Below are 18,890 nucleotides of genomic sequence, written 5' to 3' on the forward strand. Positions count from 1 at the left end.
CTGTCACAGCAGTAGGGCCACGTATCAATACGTCCGGCGACCCCGAATCGTTCCGGAAGTTCCCCGACTTTCTGGTGGGGGCGTGTCCGAATCCGCCTTCTGTGTCACCTGGCGTCCGTTGTGACTCAGCGGAACTGTCCCGCTTTGCCGGGAAGGTCACGCATGTTACCAGCTCACTCCCCCGGGTGATCTGCCGCTTACGCATAGTCCGTTCGGGCCATTCAAGATTGGGCCCGAAGGGGGTGTTGCGCTGTGCCCACCTTCCGTAACGTCCTCAACTGGCGGCGGTGAATATGCCGCTGCCGCCGTGGGGGAGCCTCGATTCGGGAGAGGACGGCGCCGGTATGGGCTGGGTAACCGACTGGAGTGCGCAGGCCGCCTGCCGCACTACCGATCCGGATGAACTGTTCGTTCAGGGAGCAGCGCAGAACAGGGCCAAGGCGGTGTGCACCGGATGTCCGGTACGCACTGAATGCCTGGCCGACGCGCTGGACAACCGCGTCGAGTTCGGCGTGTGGGGAGGCATGACGGAGCGGGAGCGCCGCGCACTGCTGCGCAGGCGGCCCACCGTGACCTCCTGGCGCCGGCTCCTGGAGACGGCGCGGGTGGAGTACGAGCGGGGGGTGGGCATCCTGCCGCTCGACGACGACGAGGTGTACGAGAACTACGCGGCGGTGAGCTGAGGGCACGCCTCGGGAAAGCACGCCTCGGGAGGGCACCGCTCAGGAGGGCGACCGGGAGGCCACCCCTCAGGAGGGCGCGCCTCGACTCAGTCGACGACGGAGTCGGGCAGCTCCGGCCGGTTGGCCGCGAGCCGGTCGCCGATGTCCCGCAGGCCCACGAGGTCGTGCACATCGCCGGGCAGCGCGGCCACTTCGGCCACCGCGACCTCGGGGTGGAGCGCCGTGAAGCGGTCACGCGTGCGCTGCTCGCGGGAGAGCAGTTGCATACGTTCCGCGTGCAGCCTCAGCAGGCCCGCGGCGAGACGGTCGACACCCTGGTCCTCATCGTCCGGACCGGGGGAGTTGGCCCCGGACGCCTCGGACTCGGCGGGCTCGGATGCGGGAGATTCTGAACTGCCGTACGTGTCGGGAGAGTTACGAAGTCCAGCTTTCCCGCCGTCCTGATCGACAATGCGGGACTCCACAAGATTTTCCGCGGCGGCGAGAGCGCGCTCGGCCGACAACCGGTCGGCGCCGCTGCCGTGGACCCGGTTGAGCACCAGACCGGCGAGCGGCATGTCCTCGGCCGCCAGCCGTTCCACGAAGTAGGCGGCCTCGCGCAGTGCGTCCCGCTCCGGGGCCGCCACCACCAGGAACGCCGTGCCGGGCGCCTGCAGCAGCTTGTACGTGGCGTCCGCGCGCGTACGGAAGCCGCCGAACATCGAGTCCATGGCCGCCACGAACGTCTGGACGTCCTTCAGCAGCTGACCGCCGAGCACCTTGCCCAGCGCGCCGGTCATCATCGACATCCCGACGTTCAGGAACTTCATCCCCGCCCGGCCGCCCACCTTGGCCGGCGCGAGCAGGACCCGGATCAACTTGCCGTCCAGGAAGGACCCGAGCCGCTTCGGGGCGTCCAGGAAGTCCAGCGCCGACCGGGAGGGCGGGGTGTCGACGACGATCAGGTCCCACTCGTCGCGCGCCCGCAACTGCCCCAGCTTCTCCATCGCCATGTACTCCTGCGTGCCGGCGAAGCCCGCGGAGAGCGACTGGTAGAAGGGGTTCGACAGGATCGCGGCCGCCCGCTCCCCGTCCGCGTGCGCCTCGACGATCTCGTCGAAGGTGCGCTTCATGTCCAGCATCATGGCGTGCAGTTCGCCGTCGCCCTCGACGCCCTTCACCCGGCGCGGGGTGTTGTCCAGCGAGTCGATGCCCATGGACTGGGCGAGCCGGCGGGCCGGGTCGATGGTCAGGACGACCACCTTCCGGCCGCGTTCGGCGGCCCGCAGGCCCAGCGCGGCGGCCGTCGTGGTCTTGCCCACGCCGCCCGAGCCGCAGCACACCACGATCCGCGTCTTCGGGTCGTCGAGCAACGGGTCGACGTCGAGGACGCGCGCGGCGGAGAGGCGGTGCTGGCGCGCGCTGTCCTGGGCGCCTGCCGGGTCCGGACTCATGACATCCCCTGCTTCCCGATCGTGCTCCGGCTGTTGCGCTCGCGCGTCGTGCTCCGGCTCATGACAGGCCCTGCCCGCGCAGCTCGGCGGCCAGCTCGTACAGCCCCGCGAGGTCCATGCCCTCGGCGAGCAGCGGCAGTTCGTGCAGCGGCAGGGCCGTCTCGGCGAGCACCGAGCGCTGCTCGTGCTCCAGCGCGTACCGCTCGGCGTACTCCTCGGCCTGCTGCAGCAGCGGGTCCACCAGCTTCTCGGCGTTCCCGCCCCGTCGCGCGCCGCCCAGCCCCGCCGCCGACAGTGCCTTCGCGACAGTGGAACGCGGCACGCTGCGTACGAGTTCCAGCTCCGTCCCGTCCAACACCTCGGGCCGCACCATGTTGACGATGATCCGGCCCACCGGGAGCCTGGCGGCGCGTAGTTCGGCGATCCCGTCCACGGTCTCCTGGACGGGCATCTCCTCCAGCAGCGTCACCAGGTGCACGGCCGTCTCCGCCGACTTCAGCACCCGCATCACGGCCTGCGCCTGGTTGTGTATCGGCCCGATCCTCGCCAGGCCCGCCACCTCGTCGTTGACGTTCAGGAAACGGGTGATGCGGCCTGTGGGCGGCGCGTCCATGACGATGTAGTCGTAGACGAACCGGCCGCTCTTGTCCCGCCTGCGCACCGCCTCGCAGGCCTTGCCGGTCAGGAGCACGTCCCTGACGCCCGGCGCGATGGTGGTGGCGAAGTCGATCGCGCCGAGTTTCTTCAACGCTCTTCCGGCGCCTCCGAGTTTGTAGAACATCTGGAGGTAGTCCAAAAGGGCCAGTTCTGGATCGATGGCGAGGGCATACACCTCCCCGCCCCCTGGAGCGACGGCGATCTTCCGCTCCTCGTAGGGCAGCGCTTCGGTCTCGAAGAGCTGCGCGATGCCCTGGCGCCCCTCGACCTCGACGAGAAGCGTCCGCTTCCCCTCGGTCGCGAGGGCCAGCGCGAGAGCGGCGGCGACCGTGGTCTTTCCGGTCCCGCCCTTGCCGCTGACGACCTGGAGCCTGCTCACGTATTCGAGCCTAACCAGTCGCCGTACGGATCACGCGACGGCCTGTGGACAACTCGACGACGGATGGTGGCCGGGCAACGGCTAGAGTCGGCCACATGACCAAGTGGGAATACGCAACCGTGCCTCTGCTCGTCCATGCCACGAAGCAGATCCTGGACACCTGGGGCGAGGACGGCTGGGAGCTCGTCCAGGTCGTGCCCGGGCCGAACAACCCCGAGCAGCTGGTGGCCTACCTGAAGCGGGAGAAGCCGTAATGGGCGCCGTCGAGGCCCGGCTGGCCGAACTCGGTCTCACGCTGCCGGAGGTCGTCCCGCCGCTCGCCGCCTACCAGCCGGCCGTTCAGTCGGGTGTGTACGTCTACACCTCCGGCCAGCTCCCGATGGTCGAGGGCAAGCTTCCGGTCACCGGCAAGGTCGGTGCCGAGGTCACGGCCGAGGAGGCCAAGGACCTGGCCCGCACCTGCGCCCTGAACGCCCTGGCCGCCGTCAAGTCGGTCGCCGGCGACCTGGACCGCATCGCGCGCGTGGTGAAGGTCGTCGGCTTCGTCGCCTCGGCGGCCGACTTCACCGGCCAGCCCGGCGTGATCAACGGCGCCAGCGAGCTGCTCGGCGCGGTCCTCGGCGACAAGGGTGTGCACGCCCGCAGCGCCGTCGGCGTGGCGGTGCTGCCGCTGGACGCGCCCGTGGAGGTCGAGGTCCAGGTCGAGCTGGTTCCGTAGCCACCGCTCTGACCTCGGGGACCTCTCGAACATTCGCGCACCACGGGATAGCCTCCGGCCATGGCGAATGGGCAGTGGTTTCCGCAGGACTGGCCGGAGCGCATCCGCGCGCTCGCGGAGGGCACGCTCACTCCGGTGGTCCCCAAGCGCGCGGCCACCGTCATGCTCCTGAAGGACACCGACGGCGGTCCCGTCGTCCACATGCTGCGCAGACGCGCCTCCATGGCCTTCGCCGGAGGCGCGTACGCGTATCCGGGCGGCGGCGTCGACCCGCGCGACGACGAGCACCACGTCCGCTGGGCGGGCCCCACGCGCGCGTGGTGGGCCGAGCGGCTCGGCGTCGACGAGCGCACGGCCCAGGCCATCGTCTGCGCGGCCGTCCGCGAGACGTACGAGGAGGCGGGCGTCCTGCTCGCCGGGCCCTCCGCCGACTCCGTGGTCGGCGACACCACGGGCGAGGACTGGGAGGCCGACCGCGCCGCCCTGGTCGCCCGCGACTTCTCCTTCGCCGAGTTCCTCGACCGCCGCGGCCTGGTGCTGCGCTCGGACCTGCTCGGCGCCTGGGCGCGCTGGATCACCCCGGAGTTCGAGTCCCGCCGCTACGACACCTTCTTCTTCGTTGCCGCCCTGCCGCACGGCCAGCGCACCCGCAACGCCTCCACGGAGGCCGACCGCACGGTGTGGATCCGGCCCGGGGACGCGGCCGAGGGCTACGACAAGGGCGAGCTGCTGATGATGCCGCCCACCATCGCCACGCTGCGCCGCCTCGCCCCGTACGGCTCGGCCGCCGACGCGCTCGCCGCCGCCCCCGCGCAGGACATGACCGCCGTACTGGCACAGGCCCGTCTGGAGGACGGCCGGATCGTGCTGACCTGGCCCGGTCACGACGAGTTCACCAAGCGCATCCCGACCGACCTTCCGACCGGTGGAGCCTGAGCATGACCGACGCGAGCACCCTCCCCGGCCGGCCCAGGGGCGGGGTCCTGACCGGCCCCGCCACGCCCCGGGCCGTCAACGTCCTGGCCCCGAACGCCTCGCCGATGACCCTCGACGGCACCAACACCTGGATCCTCTCCGAACCCGACTCCGACCTGGCCGTCGTCGTCGATCCCGGCCCGCTGGACGAGGGCCACCTGCGCACGGTCGTCGACACGGCCGAGCAGGCCGGCAAGCGCATCGCCCTCACCCTCCTCACCCACGGCCACCCCGACCACGCTGAGGGCGCCGCCCGTTTCGCCGAGCTGACCGCCACGCGCGTGCGTGCCCTGGACCCGGCGCTGCGGCTGGGCGACGAGGGCCTCGCGGCCGGTGACGTGATAGCCGTCGGCGGACTGGAGCTCAGGGTCGTCCCCACTCCGGGCCACACCTCGGACTCCCTGTGCTTCCACCTGCCGGCCGACCGGGCCGTCCTGACCGGCGACACCGTCCTTGGGCGCGGTACGACGGTCGTGGCGCACCCCGACGGCCGGCTGGGCGACTACCTGGACTCGCTGCGCCGGCTGCGCTCGCTGACGGTCGACGACGGCGTCCACACCGTCCTGCCGGGCCACGGTCCCGTCCTGGAGGACGCCCAGGGCGCCGTCGAGTTCTACCTGGCCCACCGCGCCCACCGCCTCGCCCAGGTCGAGACGGCGGTCGAGGACGGCTACCGCACCCCCTCCCAGGTCGTCGCGCACGTCTACGCGGACGTGGACCGCTCCCTGTGGCCGGCGGCCGAACTGTCGGTGCGGGCGCAGATGGACTACCTGGAGGAGCACGGGCTGATCTAGGCCCTGCCTAGTCCGGCCGGGGGGATTTCACGCCGTGCACGCGCGTGTACTCGTCGGCGAGCCACGGTCCGAGGTCGTCGACGTAGGAGCGCAGCACGGCGAGGTCGCCGGTCGGTTCACGGCCGCGTACGGCGGCCGCGCGCATCTGCTCGGACCGCTCCGGGTAGTACGCGCCGAAGATCTCCGCCATCTCCGTCAGATCGCTCGTCCAGCCGTTCCAGCGGGGCATGACCAGCGTGAACCCGGTGCGGACGAGATGGCGCGACAGGAAGCGCACCAGGGGCCGCAGGGCCGTCTCGGTGGCGTCGGCGGCCGCGACGCGCTCGCGCCAGCGGGGAAGGAGCAGCGCCAGGTCGCCGTTGGTCTCGCGGGCGAGCCGGGAGTCGGGCCGGTAGCGCGGCAGGTACTCGGCGAGGTCCTCCCCGAGCAGCGGGGTGCACAGACAGGCCACGAACCACCCGAGGTCGTACGTCTCGGCGTCGCTGAGCAGCCGCGCCCGGCCGAAGAGGAGCGTGCCGACCCCGTCGATCTGCGGGAACTCCGCGTCGAGCGCTTCACCCAGAGCCCGTACGGCGTCCCGGTCCGCGTCGGACGGCTCCTCGCGCAGGGCGACCAGCAGATCCAGGTCGCTGCGCCCCACGCGCGCGGTGCCGCGCGGAATCGACCCGTAGAGGTACGCGCTGTGCAGCAGGGCGCCGAAGACGTGCAGCAGCCGGTCGCGGGCCGCGGCGACGACGGGGCGGAAGGCGTGCGGAACGCGGCCCAGGGAGCCTTCACGCTCGATGTAGCCCTGCGGGTCGAGCCCCTTGGAGAGCACCTTTTCGGCCATGGGGGTACTGAAGCAGCCCGTCCGGCGTTCGAGGACGAGGCCACCCGGGCCGAACGGGGGTCCGTGGGCGGAGCCCCCGGCCGACCCGGCCGGGTCCGAGCGTCAGCGGGACCGCTTCGCCAGCCGCTCGACGTCCAGCAGGATCACCGCACGCGCCTCCAGGCGGAGCCAGCCCCGCTGCGCGAAGTCGGCCAGCGCCTTGTTGACCGTCTCCCGGGACGCGCCGACCAGCTGGGCCAGCTCCTCCTGGGTGAGGTCGTGGACGACGTGGATGCCCTCCTCGGACTGCACGCCGAAGCGGCGCGAGAGGTCCAGCAGGGCGCGGGCGACACGGCCGGGAACGTCCGAGAAGACCAGGTCGGACATCTGGTCGTTGGTCTTGCGCAGACGCCGCGCGACGGCGCGCAGCAGGGCGCCGGCCACCTCGGGGCGGACGTTCAGCCAGGGCTGGAGGTCGCCGTGGCCGAGACCGAGCAGCTTGACCTCGGTCAGCGCGGTGGCCGTGGCGGTGCGCGGGCCCGGGTCGAACAGCGACAGCTCGCCGATCAGTTCGCCGGGGCCGACGACGGCGAGCATGTTCTCGCGGCCGTCGGGGGAGGTGCGGTGCAGCTTGACCTTGCCCTCGGTGACCACGTAGAGCCGGTCACCGGGGTCGCCCTCGTGGAAGAGCGAGTCGCCGCGCGCGAGGGTCACCTCACTCATGGAGGCGCGGAGCTCCGCGGCCTGCTCGTCGTCGAGCGCCGCGAAGAGCGGGTTCCGCCGCAGAACGTCGTCCACGAGTTCTCTCCTTGTCGACCTGCTCAGGGGATCTTGCTCCCCCTTGGTACCAGGGGACCGTGTTCCCCATCTTGCCGGACGGTCCAAACAGTGTGATCTGTCACAAGGATGCCGCACTGGTGTCCCGAGGTAAGCGGCAGGGGTCCAATTGGGGGCCGATCCTTTGGGTCCGGGGCGGATGTCAGTGACGGGCTCTAGGCTGGCCGGGTGTCCAAATCGCCGGTGAGAGCACAGGCCAAGGGGGCTGGACGGGTGGCTGCACGTCGTGATTCCGCTGTGGGCGAACAAGACTCCGGCGGCGGAAGGAAACCGGCAAAAGGGACAGGGAGTGTGGCGGGCGGTAAGGCTGTGGCGAAGAAGGTGACCGCGGAGAAGACGACCGCGAAGAAGACGACCGCGGAGAAGACGACCGCGAAGAAGACGACTGCGAAAAAGACGGTTACGAAGAAGGCGGCTGCGAAAAAGACGACGGGGAACCAGACGGCCGTGAAGAAGACCGCAGCCGTCAAGAAGGCGACCGTCGCCCCGAAGAAGGCCTCCGCCGCCGTCAAGGGCGCCCCCGCGGCCAAGCCCGTCGCGGCGCCGCCCAAGGGCGAGTCGCAGACCGTGCTCGTGCGCCGCGCCCGCCGCATCAACCGCGAACTCGCCGAGGTCTACCCGTACGCCCACCCGGAGTTGGACTTCGAGAACCCCTTCCAGCTCGTCGTCGCCACCGTTCTGTCCGCCCAGACAACCGACCTGAGGGTCAATCAGACGACCCCGGCGCTCTTCGCCAAGTACCCCACCCCCGAGGACCTGGCCGCCGCCAACCCCGAGGAGGTCGAGGAGATCCTCCGCCCGACCGGCTTCTTCCGGGCCAAGACCAAGTCGGTGACAGGGCTTTCGAAGGCGCTCGTGGAGCAGTTCGGCGGTGAGGTGCCCGGCAGGCTGGAGGACCTCGTCAAGTTGCCCGGCGTCGGCCGCAAGACCGCCTTCGTCGTGCTCGGCAACGCCTTCGGCCGCCCCGGCATCACCGTGGACACCCACTTCCAGCGGCTCGTGCGGCGCTGGCAGTGGACCGCGGAGACCGATCCCGACAAGATCGAGGCCGCCGTGGCAGCGCTCTTCCCGAAGAGCGACTGGACCGACCTCTCGCACCACGTCATCTGGCACGGCCGCCGCATCTGCCACGCCCGCAAGCCCGCCTGCGGCGCCTGCCCCATCGCCCCGCTCTGCCCGGCCTACGGCGAGGGCGAGACGGACCCCGAGAAGGCCAAGAAGCTCCTGAAGTACGAGAAGGGCGGCTTCCCGGGCCAGCGCCTCAACCCGCCGCAGGCCTACCTGGACGCCGGCGGCAGGGCGGCGCCGCCGCTGGGCGCCGGATGACGGACCGGACACGCCGGCGCGAGGAACGATCAAGGGCCTGCCGGGCGTTGGAACGGGCAGGACGACGGGGGTGGCGATGACACGAGCGAGCGATACGCAGGGCGGGCCGGTGACACTCAGCAAGGAGGGCCTGCCCGACTGGCTCGGCCCGGTGGTGCGGGCCGTGGAGACGGTGCAGCCGCTTCAGCTGAGCCGCTTCCTGCCGCCCGAGGACGGCGCGGGCCGGCAGTCGGCCGTGCTCGTCCTGTTCGGCGAGGGTGAACGCGGTCCCGAACTGCTGCTCATGGAGCGGGCGGGCTCCCTCAGGTCGCACGCGGGACAGCCGTCCTTCCCCGGCGGCGCCCTCGACCCCGAGGACGGCGACCCGCACACCGACGGGCCCCTGCGGGCCGCTCTGCGCGAGGCCGAGGAGGAGACCGGACTCGACCCGTCCGGCGTGCAGCTCTTCGGCGTGCTGCCCAAGCTGTACATCCCGGTCAGCGGCTTCGTGGTGACACCGGTGATGGGGTGGTGGCGCGAGCCGAGCCCGGTCGCCGCGGTCGATCCGAACGAGACGGCGAGGGTCTTCACCGTCCCCGTGGCGGATCTCACGGACCCGGCCAACCGCGCCACCACGGTGCACCCCAGCGGGCACCGAGGTCCGGCATTCCTGGTCGAATCGGCCCTCGTATGGGGGTTCACGGCCGGGATCATCGACCGTCTGCTGCACTACTCCGGCTGGGAGCGCCCCTGGGACCGGGAGAAGCAGGTCCCGCTCGACTGGCGGTCATGACAGGGTGTCCACCGTGAATGTGCTGGACATCCTGTTGCTGGTCGCCGCCGTGTGGTTCGCGATCGTCGGCTATCGCCAGGGCTTCGTCGTCGGCATCCTGTCGGTGATCGGCTTCCTGGGCGGCGGTCTCGTAGCGGTCTACACACTGCCCGTCGTCTGGGACGCGCTGACCGACAACGCGGAGGTGAGCACCACAGCCGCCGTGGTCGCGGTCGTCGTCGTGATCGTCTGCGCCTCCGTGGGGCAGGCCCTCACCACCCACCTCGGCAACAAGCTGCGCCGGTACATCACCTGGTCCCCGGCCCGCGCCCTGGACGCCACCGGCGGCGCCCTCGTCAACGTCGTCGCGATGCTCCTGGTGGCCTGGCTGATCGGCTCCGCCCTCGCCGGCACGACCCTGCCGACGCTCGGCAAGGAGGTGCGCAGCTCCAAGGTGCTCCTCGGAGTCTCCCGGGCGCTGCCCAACCAGGCCGACACCTGGTTCGCCGACTTCTCCTCGGTCCTCGCGCAGAACGGCTTCCCGCAGGTCTTCAGCCCGTTTTCGAACGAGCCGATCACCGACGTCCGGCCCCCGGACCCGGCCCTCGCCAACAGTCCCGTGGCCACGCGCGCGAAGAAGTCCATCGTCAAGGTCATGGGCACCGCCACGAGCTGCGGCAAGGTCCTGGAGGGCTCCGGCTTCGTCTTCGGCGACCGCCGCGTCATGACCAACGCGCACGTGGTCGGCGGCGTCGACGAGCCCACCGTCCAGATAGGCGGCGAGGGCAGGAAGTACGACGCCACGGTCGTCCTCTACGACTGGCACCGCGACATCGCCGTCCTCGACGTGCCCGACCTCAAGGCGCCCGCCCTGAAGTTCTCGGCGACCGACGCCAGGAGCGGCGACGGCGCGATCATCGCGGGCTTCCCCGAGAACGGCTCGTACGACGTCCGCGCCGCACGCGTGCGTGGCCGCATCCCGGCCAACGGCCCGGACATCTACCATCGCGGCACCGTGCGCCGGGACGTGTACTCGCTGTACGCGACCGTCCGCCAGGGCAACTCCGGCGGACCGCTGCTCACCCCCCAGGGGGAGGTGTACGGCGTGGTGTTCGCCAAGTCCCTCGACGACGCCGACACCGGCTACGCGCTCACCGCGGACGAGATCCAGGAGGACATCGCCCAGGGGCGCAGCGCGAACCAGCAGGTCGACAGCGACAGTTGCGCGCTGTAGACGTCGTACGGGAACCCGGTGAATGAAGGGGCGTCAGCCGCGCGGGTGACGCAGGCGTACCGAGACCCATCGGGCCCGGCGGCGCAGGATGCGCGGAATGCCCACCCGGAGGTCCGTACCCTGCATCTGCGGGGTGCCTCCTCGCTGGTGGGGGCTCAGGCCGGTGGCCGAGCGGCGATTGCGAACTGCGTCACTGTAGTCGTGCGTCCAGCCCATACCCGGACGTCTGCCCCTGCCCCAAGGTCGATAACCGCCCCCACGGCCCCCAATTGGCCTATGCGTCAGGCAATTGGCTGTTCGTAGGACAGGTGTTCAGTTCCGGATACTGGGCGCGACGGAACGATCACCGATCGGGCTCGGGATCCTTGAGCCAGTTGATCAGTTCGGCCGAGAAGGCGGCCGGATCCTCCTCGTGCGGGAAGTGCCCGAGCCCGTCGAACAGCCGCCAGCGGTAGGGCGCTTCGACGTACTCGCCGGAGCCGGCCGCGCTGCGGGTGCGCATCACGGGGTCCAGGGAGCCGTGCAGGTGCAGGGTCGGAACCCGCAGCGGCCGCTTCATCCGCCGGTTGAACTGGATGCCGTCCGGCCGGGCCAGGGAGCGCACCATCCACCGGTACGGCTCCACCGAGCAGTGGGCCGTGGACGGGATGCACATCGCGCGCCGGTAGGTGTCCAGCGTCTCGTCGTCCGGCTGGCGGGGGCCGGACCACTCCCGGATCAGCTCGGCCACCTGCGCCCCGTCGTCGGCGGTGAGCTGCCGCTCGGGGATCCAGGGGCGCTGGAACCCCCAGATGTAGGAACCGGCGCGCGTCTGCTTGACGTCGGTGACCATCGCCGAGCGCCAGCGCCGCGGATGCGGCATGGACGTGACGGCGAGCCGCCGTACCAGCTTCGGGCGCATCACCGCGGCCGTCCACGCCAGGTATCCGCCCAGGTCGTGGCCGACCAGCGCGGCGTCCGGCTCACCGAGGGAGCGGACGACGCCGGTGATGTCGAGGACGAGGTTCGTCGGGTCGTACCCGCGCGGGGTGCGGTCGCTGCCGCCGACGCCCCGCAGGTCCATGGCGACGGCCCGGAAGCCCGCGTCGGCCAGCGCGGTCAGCTGGTGCCGCCAGGTCCACCAGAACTGCGGGAAGCCGTGCAGCAGCAGCACCAGCGGGCCGTCGCCGGCCTCGGCGATGTGGAAGCGGGCGCCGTTCGCGGCGACGTCGCGATGCGTCACCTTCGTCCCGTCGGGGAGGGCGTCCGGCCGTACGACCGAGGTGGGTTGCGCCGATGGTGTGGCGGGATCCGTCATGAGGACGAGCGTGCCACAGCCTCGATGGCCGCGGGGGCGCGGTCCTCGATCGCCGGATGCTCCGGCCGCGGGTGCGGCTTGGCCTTCTGCAGGACGCCCGCGGTCTCCTTCATGGACGCGGCGACCTTCTGCGGGCCCTGGCTCTTCTTCGCCTTCTTGGCGAAGGACATGCCGATGAGCGCGAGCACGGCCGCGACCAGCACGTTCGCCGCGAACGACAGCAGGAAGCAGATCGCCAGGTTCCAGTCGCTCCAGGTGCGGATCCCGTAGGCCAGCGCGAAGTTCAGCATCGGCAGCGAGAACACCAGGACCGCGCCGGCCCCGGTGAACGCGCCGCCGCTCGTCGCGCCGCGCTTGACGTCCTGCTTGAGCTGCGCCTTGGCCAGCGCGATCTCGTCGTGCACCAGCGCCGACAATTCGGTCGTCGCCGAGGCGAACAACTGGCCGATGCTGCGTTCGGCGCCGACCGGGCTGCCGTCGGGTGCGCTCATCGCGATCTCCCTCTTCTGCCTACCGTCTGTGTTCCCACGGAACTTTTGTACGTCGTTCCCACGGAACTTTTGTACCGTCCCGTCAGATCATGCCGGACGGCTGTCATCATCGCCTGCCCCGCCCGGCACTTGGGCAACCGCGCCTCGCTCGGCGGCCTTCTCCTCGGCGATCCGGCGGTGCTCGGCGGCCTTCTTCTCGTGGATCGCCGCCATCCGCAGGTGGTACGCCGGGTCGTCCTCCTCGTAGATGTCCGGGATGCCGTCGGCGTCCTCGTCCCGCTCCTCGGCCTCGCACAGCCTGCGGTACTTGGCGTTGCGGATCTTAAGCAGCACGGTCGCCAGGGTCGCGGCGATGAGGGACCCGGTCAGTACGGCGGCCTTGACCTCGTCGGTCAGTACGGCGTCGCCGTCGAAGGCCAGCTCCCCGATGAGCAGCGACACCGTGAAGCCGATGCCGGCCAGCGTGGCCACCGCGAACACGTCCGCCCACTCGAGATCCCCGCTGAGCGAGGCCCTGGTGAAACGTGCCGTCAGCCAGGTGCCGCCGAAGATCCCGACCGCCTTGCCGACCACGAGCCCCAGCACCACGCCCAGCGTCTCCGGCTTGGTGAACACATCGCCCAGCGCCCCGCCCGAGACGGCGACACCCGCGCTGAACAGCGCGAACAGGGGAACGGCGAGACCCGCCGACAGGGGGCGCACCAGGTGTTCGATCTGCTCCCCGGGGGAGTGTGCCTCGCCCTCGTGGCGGTGGCAGCGCAGCATCAGACCCATGGCGACGCCCGCGATGGTCGCGTGGACCCCGCTGTTGTACATCAGCCCCCAGATGACGAGCGCGAGGGGGGCGTACACGTACCAGCCGCGCACGCCCTTCCTCAGAAGCAGCCAGAAGACCGCGAGCCCCACGACGGCGCCGCCGAGCGCGGCGAAGTCGATGGAGCCGGTGAAGAAGACGGCGATGATCAGGATCGCGAAGAGGTCGTCGACGACGGCGAGGGTGAGCAGGAAGGCGCGCAGGGCGCTCGGCAGGGATGTGCCGATGACGGCGAGCACGGCGAGCGCGAAGGCGATGTCGGTGGCGGTCGGTACCGCCCAGCCCCGGAGGGAGCCGGCGCCGGTGATGTTGGTGAGGGTGTACACGAGCGCCGGTACGGCCATGCCGCACAGGGCCGCGACGACCGGCAGGACGGCGGCCTTGGGGTCGCGCAGGTCACCGGCGACGAGCTCGCGTTTCAGCTCGATGCCGGCCACGAAGAAGAAGACCGCGAGCAGGCCGTCGGCGGCCCAGTGGGCGACCGAGAGGTGCAGTCCGAGGGCAGCCGGGCCGAAGCGGAAGTGGCTGACGCTCTCGTAACTGTCGTGCAGCGCGGGGATGTTCGCCCAGATCAGTGCCGTGACCGCGGCCGCGAGCAGCAGTACGCCACCGACGGTCTCGGTGCGCAGCGCGTCCGCGACGTAGGTCCGTTCGGGCAGGGAGAGGCGTCCGAGGACCTTGCGGGGGGTGCTGCTGCGGGCGGGGGACACGGGGAGACCTCCGGTCGGTGGGCAGGGCAGTGCTCTTCGCCGACCAGACTTCCCGGCACACCTGGAGGATCACGTTTGCTTTGTTTAGTTTACCTAATGGGGGCGTCCGGCGCGCTGTGCCGGACGCCCCCACGGGACGAAGGCCCTCAGTCCTCGCTGGACGCCGCCGGCAGCTTCGACTGGATGAGGTCCATGACGGTGGAGTCCGTCAGCGTGGTGACGTCACCGAGCTGGCGGTTCTCGGCGACGTCGCGCAGCAGGCGGCGCATGATCTTGCCGGAGCGGGTCTTGGGCAGTTCGGCCACCGGCAGGATCCGCTTGGGCTTGGCGATCGGGCCGAGCGTGGCACCGACGTGGTTGCGCAGCTCGGCGATCAGGTCCTCGGTCTCGGCGGCGGTGCCGCGCAGGATGACGAAGGCAACGATCGCCTGTCCGGTGGTCTCGTCCGTCGCGCCGACGACGGCCGCCTCGGCGACCGACGGGTGGGACACCAGCGCCGACTCCACCTCGGTGGTGGAGATGTTGTGCCCGGACACGAGCATCACGTCGTCGACCCGGCCCAGCAGCCAGATGTCGCCGTCGTCGTCCTTCTTCGCGCCGTCGCCGGCGAAGTACTTGCCCTCGAAGCGGGACCAGTACGTGTCGATGAAGCGCTCGTCGTCGCCCCAGATGGTGCGCAGCATCGACGGCCACGGCTCGGTCAGCACCAGGTAGCCACCGCCGCCGTTCGGCACCTCGTTCGCCTCGTCGTCGACGACGGTGGCGGAGATGCCGGGCAGCGGGGTCTGCGCGGAGCCGGGCTTGGCGGCCGTGACGCCGGGCAGCGGCGAGATCATCATCGCGCCGGTCTCGGTCTGCCACCAGGTGTCCACGACCGGCGTGGCGTCGGCGCCGATGTTCTTCCGGTACCAGATCCAGGCCTCGGGGTTGATCGGCTCACCGACGGACCCCAGGACCCGCAGGCTGGACAGGTCGAACTTCGCGGGGATGTCGTCGCCCCACTTCATGAACGTCCGGATCGCGGTCGGCGCCGTGTACAGGATCGTCACGCCGTACTTCTGCACGATCTCCCAGAAGCGGCCCTGGTGCGGGGTGTCCGGGGTGCCCTCGTACATGACCTGCGTGGCACCATTGGCAAGCGGCCCGTAGACGATGTAGGAGTGCCCGGTGACCCAGCCGACGTCGGCCGTGCACCAGTACACGTCCGTCTCCGGCTTGAGGTCGAAGACGGCGTGGTGGGTGTACGCCGTCTGGGTCAGGTAGCCGCCGGAGGTGTGCAGGATGCCCTTCGGCTTACCCGTCGTACCGGACGTGTACAGGATGAACAGCGGGTGCTCGGCGTCGAAGGGCTCCGGCGTGTGCTCGGCCGACTGGCGGTCGACGATCTCGTGCCACCACACGTCCCGGCCCTCGCTCCAGGCGACCTCCTGCCCGGTACGGCGGACCACGAGGACGTGCTCGACGTTGCCCGCCTTGCCGACCGCCTCGTCCACGGCCGGCTTCAGCGCCGACGGCTTGCCGCGCCGGTAGCCGCCGTCGGAGGTGATGACGACGCGCGCGTCGGCGTCCTGGATGCGGGTGGCGAGGGCGTCGGCGGAGAAGCCGCCGAAGACCACGGAGTGGGCGGCGCCGATCCGGGCGCACGCCAGCATCGCGACCGCCGTCTCGGGGATCATCGGCATGTAGATGGCGACCCGGTCGCCGGCCTGGACTCCCAGCTCCAGCAGGGCGTTGGCGGCCTTGCTCACCTCGTCCTTGAGCTCGGCGTAGGTGATGGCGCGGCCGTCGCCCGGCTCGCCCTCGAAGTGGATGGCGACCCGGTCGCCGTTGCCGGCCTCGACATGGCGGTCGACGCAGTTGTAGGCGACGTTGAGCGCGCCGTCCTTGAACCACTTGGCGAACGGCGGGTTCGACCAGTCCAGCGTCTCGGTCGGCTCCTTGGCCCAGGCCAGCCGGCGGGCCTGCTCGGCCCAGAAGCCGAGCCTGTCAGCCTTGGCCTGTTCGTACGCCTCCGCCGTGACGTTGGCGTTGGCTGCCAGGTCGGCGGGGGGCTCGAACCTGCGCTCTTCCTTGAGCAGGTTGGCCAGGCTCTCGTTGCTCACGGCATCTGCCTTTCCCAGGGTGTCCGTTGTGTCCCAGGCCACAGCTCATCAGACCCGAGGGGCCGATGACAAGGGTCGACCGATAATTGGTTTAGACCTGTCATGGGGTGCCGGTCGGGTCGGTTCGGTTGCCGTGGCCTGGGGTCATTCGTACCCACGGAGGCCGACCGGGCGGGGTTCAGCGGTGTAACGCCCTTCACACCGGTCCGGTCGTCGCCGTCGCCGCGGTCACGAGGTCACATCGGCCACCCCCACATGGCCGAACACCTGCTCCTCCCGCGCCCCCGTCAGCAGATATGCCTGTGCCTCGCCCACGTGGAAGTACATCCCGTGCAGCTCCAGCGTCCCCTCCTCAAGGGCTCGCGCCACCGACTCGTGCGCCCGCAGGTGCTCCAACTGCTGTACCACGTTGGTCAGGCACAGCTGCTCCACCGCGTCGGCGGGTGTCCGGCCCGCCAGCCGGGCCCAGGGCCGGTCGGAGTCGGCCATGCGCTCCAGGCTCGGCAGTCCGTTGCGCAGCCATCGCTCGAGCGGCGTCCGCGCGCGCCCGGGCTCGGCGTCGAGCAGCGCCTGCATCGCCCCGCACCCGGAGTGCCCGCACACGGTGACGGACCGCACCTTCAGCACGTCCACCGCGTACTCGATGGCCGCCGCCACCGAGTCGTCGCCGCTCCCCTCGCCCGGCGGCGGCACGAGGTTGCCGACATTGCGCACCACGAACAGGTCTCCCGGACCGCTGGAGGTGATCATCGACGTGACCAGCCGGGAGTCCGCGCAGGTGAGGAAGAGCTGAGAGGGGCGCTGCCCTTCCCGGGCGAGCCTGGCCAGCTCGCCCCGCACGAGCGGTGCGGTCTTGTGCTGGAACGCGCTGATGCCGCGCGCCAGTTGGTGCCCACTGCGGCCGGCCGCCGGAGCCTGGTGAGCGTCGGCCGGGGCGGGCCGGGGGTGCTGGCACTGGTGGTTGCGCCACGGTGTCCAGGGGTGGCAGCGGCAGCCGACGGAGGCGGTCGCATCACCGGCGGCCGTGGTGGTCCCGGGCTCGGCGGCGCGGTCGGCCCCGGGGTCGGCCCCGGGGTCGGGCCCGCCGGTGTTCAGGCCGGTCCGACGGCCGGTCAGTTCCACCGTGCCGCCCTGGGCCGTGTGCGTGTTGCGCCAGTCCTGCAACGACTCGTACGCCGCGTGGTCCATGAACGAACCGTCCAACTCCACGACGGCGTGGGCGCCTCGGGGGACGAGATGCAGGGCCCGGCTGAGCCGGGGCACCGCGAGGAACGTCAACTGGCCCCGGACGCGTACATGGTGGACTCCCTCCTGCTCGTCGTGGGTGATGCGGGTGCGGGCGAGGCGGTGCATGGAGACGGCGACGGCCATGGCGATCCCGAGCAGCACGCCTTGGAGGACGCCGAAAACGACCACGCCGAGTGTGGTGACGGCGTACACCAGCACCTCTCGGTGGCGGGTCACCGTGCGGATGTGGTGCAGGGACACCATCTGGATGCCGACGGCCATCACCAGGGCGGCGAGCGATGCCAGCGGGATGAGCTGCAGAAGCGGGACCAGCAGCAGCGCGGCGATCACTACGAGAACGCCGTGCAGCATCGTGGAGTTCCGGCTCACGGCACCCGCGTTCACATTCGCCGAGCTCCGCACCGCCACTCCGGCCACCGGCAGTCCGCCGAGCGCGCCGGAGACGATGTTGGCGGCCCCCTGCCCGAGCAGCTCGCGGTTGAGGTCGGAGCGTCCGGCCCGGGGCGTCGGTCCCGGCCGGGCGGCGGCGAGCTTGTCGACGGCGACGGCGCCGAGCAGTGACTGCACGCTGCAGACGAGGGTGGTGGTGAGCACGGCGGTCGCCAGGCCGAGCGCCGGGCCCTGGGGAAGTCCGGCCAGGGCGTGGCTGCTCCAGGACGGCAGATCCACCCTGGGCAGGTGCAGGCCGGTGAGGGAGGCGGCCGTGGTGGCGCCGGTGACGGCGATCAGCGCGGCCGGGACGCGGCGCAGGTGTCGTCCCGCTCTGCCGGGGATCCGGGGCCAGAGCAGGAGCAGGGCGAGGGTGAGCACGCTGACGGTCACCGCGGCCGGGTGCACGTTCGCCAGCTGGGCGGGCAGTGCGCGGACGTTGGCGAGGACGGAGCTCTGCGGGGTGCCGCCGAGGACGATGTGCAACTGGGCCACGGCGATGGTGACGCCGATGCCGGCGAGCATGCCGTGCACGATGGCCGGGCTGACGGCGAGGGCGCCGCGGGCCACGCGCAGGCAGCCGAGGCCCAGTTGGGCGAGACCCGCCAGGACCGTGATGGCGCAGGTCGTACGCCAGCCGTAGCGGTGGATGAGGTCGGCGGTGACCACCGTGAGTCCGGCGGCGGGGCCGCTGACCTGGAGTGGGGAGCCGCCGAGCCGGCCGGCGACGAGTCCGCCGACGGCGGCGGCGACCAGGCCGGCCTGGAGCGGCGCGCCGGTGGCGAGGGCGATGCCCAGGGACAGGGGGAGAGCGATCAGGAAGACCGCGACGGACGCGGACACATCGGCACCGTCGATGTGGAAGCGGCGGTGCGGGGGCGTCGGTGGGCTGTGGGACTGGTTCGTGCGCTCGGGCCGAGTGGGGTCGGTGGCGCGGGTGGGTGTGCAGGCTGACATGTTTCCCGTCTCCTCCGGGGCAGCGGTCGCGGATCAGGTGGTCCCCGTCGATGGCGGGGCTCGGGTCGCGGCCGTGGGTCACGGCGTACAGCGGCGGGATGATTCAACGCTCGGTAAACGAATCGTAATTCAGAGTAAAGGTAAGGCATAGACTTTTCTGGCAAATAGAGCATTCAATCACTTGAATGGGTGAAGCGGCTATTTCAGCGGCTTGTCGTACTAATTCCTTCTCGGGTCCGTGCGACCT

Annotated in this window: 18 protein-coding genes; 8 read left to right on the forward strand and 10 right to left on the reverse strand. The window is 71.0% G+C overall.

The window, feature by feature from the left end; all coding sequences use genetic code 11:
• Window positions 1-344 precede the first annotated feature (344 nt).
• Entirely contained in the window at window positions 345-683 is a 339-nt protein-coding gene (gene wblA, locus FBY22_RS42395) for a transcriptional regulator WblA (protein WP_058924101.1), read from the forward strand.
• An 86-nt stretch (window positions 684-769) separates the two neighbouring features.
• Here the strand turns inward: wblA and FBY22_RS42400 are convergent, their stop codons facing one another.
• Complete coding sequence (locus tag FBY22_RS42400) at window positions 770-2,116, reverse strand: ArsA family ATPase (protein WP_142154082.1); 1,347 nt, start codon at window positions 2,114-2,116, stop codon at window positions 770-772.
• A gap of 58 nt (window positions 2,117-2,174) precedes the next feature.
• Entirely contained in the window at window positions 2,175-3,152 is a 978-nt protein-coding gene (locus FBY22_RS42405; RefSeq protein ID WP_142154084.1) for an ArsA-related P-loop ATPase, read from the reverse strand.
• A gap of 95 nt (window positions 3,153-3,247) precedes the next feature.
• Between FBY22_RS42405 and FBY22_RS42410 the strand changes: the two genes are divergently transcribed.
• From FBY22_RS42410 to FBY22_RS42425, 4 genes are read left to right on the forward strand one after another with little or no spacing between them, the layout of a single operon-like run.
• A complete protein-coding gene (locus FBY22_RS42410; protein ID WP_019992579.1) occupies window positions 3,248-3,406 on the forward strand; it encodes a DUF4177 domain-containing protein in 159 nt (52 codons plus the stop codon).
• Window positions 3,406-3,870 carry a RidA family protein gene (locus FBY22_RS42415; protein WP_142154086.1) on the forward strand — a complete coding sequence of 155 codons (465 nt, stop codon included), beginning with the start codon at window positions 3,406-3,408 and terminating at the stop codon, window positions 3,868-3,870. The genes FBY22_RS42410 and FBY22_RS42415 overlap by 1 nt, the downstream gene beginning before the upstream one ends.
• 60 nt (window positions 3,871-3,930) lie before the next feature.
• A complete protein-coding gene (locus tag FBY22_RS42420) occupies window positions 3,931-4,806 on the forward strand; it encodes an NUDIX hydrolase (protein WP_142154088.1) in 876 nt (291 codons plus the stop codon).
• Between the two features lie 2 nt (window positions 4,807-4,808).
• Window positions 4,809-5,639 carry an MBL fold metallo-hydrolase gene (locus FBY22_RS42425; protein WP_142154090.1) on the forward strand — a complete coding sequence of 277 codons (831 nt, stop codon included), beginning with the start codon at window positions 4,809-4,811 and terminating at the stop codon, window positions 5,637-5,639.
• Window positions 5,640-5,646: 7 nt separating this feature from the next.
• On the opposite strand, the gene FBY22_RS42430 is transcribed toward FBY22_RS42425, so the two are convergent.
• Together FBY22_RS42430 and FBY22_RS42435 are read right to left on the reverse strand one after the other, a co-directional pair.
• Window positions 5,647-6,468 (reverse strand): nucleotidyltransferase domain-containing protein, encoded by an 822-nt coding sequence (locus FBY22_RS42430; RefSeq protein WP_142154092.1) that lies wholly within the window; start codon window positions 6,466-6,468, stop codon window positions 5,647-5,649.
• 102 nt (window positions 6,469-6,570) lie between these two features.
• The gene (locus tag FBY22_RS42435; RefSeq protein WP_058924095.1) at window positions 6,571-7,245 is read right to left on the reverse strand and encodes a Crp/Fnr family transcriptional regulator; all 675 of its coding nucleotides are present in this window, start codon (window positions 7,243-7,245) and stop codon (window positions 6,571-6,573) included.
• A 360-nt stretch (window positions 7,246-7,605) separates the two neighbouring features.
• On the opposite strand from FBY22_RS42435, the gene nth reads away from it, so the two are divergent.
• From nth to FBY22_RS42455, 3 genes are all read left to right on the forward strand, one after another.
• Window positions 7,606-8,610: an endonuclease III gene (nth, locus tag FBY22_RS42445; protein WP_260845418.1), complete on the forward strand. Its 1,005-nt coding sequence runs from the start codon at window positions 7,606-7,608 to the stop codon at window positions 8,608-8,610.
• Window positions 8,611-8,686: 76 nt separating this feature from the next.
• Window positions 8,687-9,382 (forward strand): CoA pyrophosphatase, encoded by a 696-nt coding sequence (locus FBY22_RS42450; RefSeq protein ID WP_142154097.1) that lies wholly within the window; start codon window positions 8,687-8,689, stop codon window positions 9,380-9,382.
• A 13-nt stretch (window positions 9,383-9,395) separates the two neighbouring features.
• The gene (locus FBY22_RS42455) at window positions 9,396-10,595 is read left to right on the forward strand and encodes a MarP family serine protease (protein WP_142154693.1); all 1,200 of its coding nucleotides are present in this window, start codon (window positions 9,396-9,398) and stop codon (window positions 10,593-10,595) included.
• 33 nt (window positions 10,596-10,628) lie between these two features.
• On the opposite strand, the gene FBY22_RS45630 is transcribed toward FBY22_RS42455, so the two are convergent.
• The 6 genes from FBY22_RS45630 to FBY22_RS42485 all read right to left on the reverse strand — a co-directional run bounded on the left by FBY22_RS45630 (window position 10,629) and on the right by FBY22_RS42485 (window position 18,643).
• Entirely contained in the window at window positions 10,629-10,811 is a 183-nt protein-coding gene (locus FBY22_RS45630) for a hypothetical protein (RefSeq protein ID WP_142154100.1), read from the reverse strand.
• 127 nt (window positions 10,812-10,938) lie between these two features.
• The gene (locus tag FBY22_RS42465) at window positions 10,939-11,892 is read right to left on the reverse strand and encodes an alpha/beta fold hydrolase (RefSeq protein WP_142154101.1); all 954 of its coding nucleotides are present in this window, start codon (window positions 11,890-11,892) and stop codon (window positions 10,939-10,941) included.
• Window positions 11,889-12,383, reverse strand: a complete 495-nt coding sequence (locus FBY22_RS42470; RefSeq protein ID WP_142154103.1) for a phage holin family protein — start codon at window positions 12,381-12,383, stop codon at window positions 11,889-11,891. Before FBY22_RS42470 ends, FBY22_RS42465 begins: the two co-directional genes overlap by 4 nt.
• Before the next feature lie 87 nt (window positions 12,384-12,470).
• Window positions 12,471-13,907, reverse strand: a complete 1,437-nt coding sequence (gene nhaA, locus FBY22_RS42475; RefSeq protein WP_142154105.1) for a Na+/H+ antiporter NhaA — start codon at window positions 13,905-13,907, stop codon at window positions 12,471-12,473.
• A gap of 146 nt (window positions 13,908-14,053) precedes the next feature.
• Entirely contained in the window at window positions 14,054-16,009 is a 1,956-nt protein-coding gene (acs, locus tag FBY22_RS42480; protein WP_142154107.1) for an acetate--CoA ligase, read from the reverse strand.
• Between the two features lie 228 nt (window positions 16,010-16,237).
• Window positions 16,238-18,643 carry a bifunctional SulP family inorganic anion transporter/carbonic anhydrase gene (locus FBY22_RS42485; protein ID WP_142154108.1) on the reverse strand — a complete coding sequence of 802 codons (2,406 nt, stop codon included), beginning with the start codon at window positions 18,641-18,643 and terminating at the stop codon, window positions 16,238-16,240.
• Window positions 18,644-18,890: the final 247 nt, after the last annotated feature.

Source organism: Streptomyces sp. SLBN-31, assembly GCF_006715395.1.
Lineage (GTDB): Bacteria > Actinomycetota > Actinomycetes > Streptomycetales > Streptomycetaceae > Streptomyces.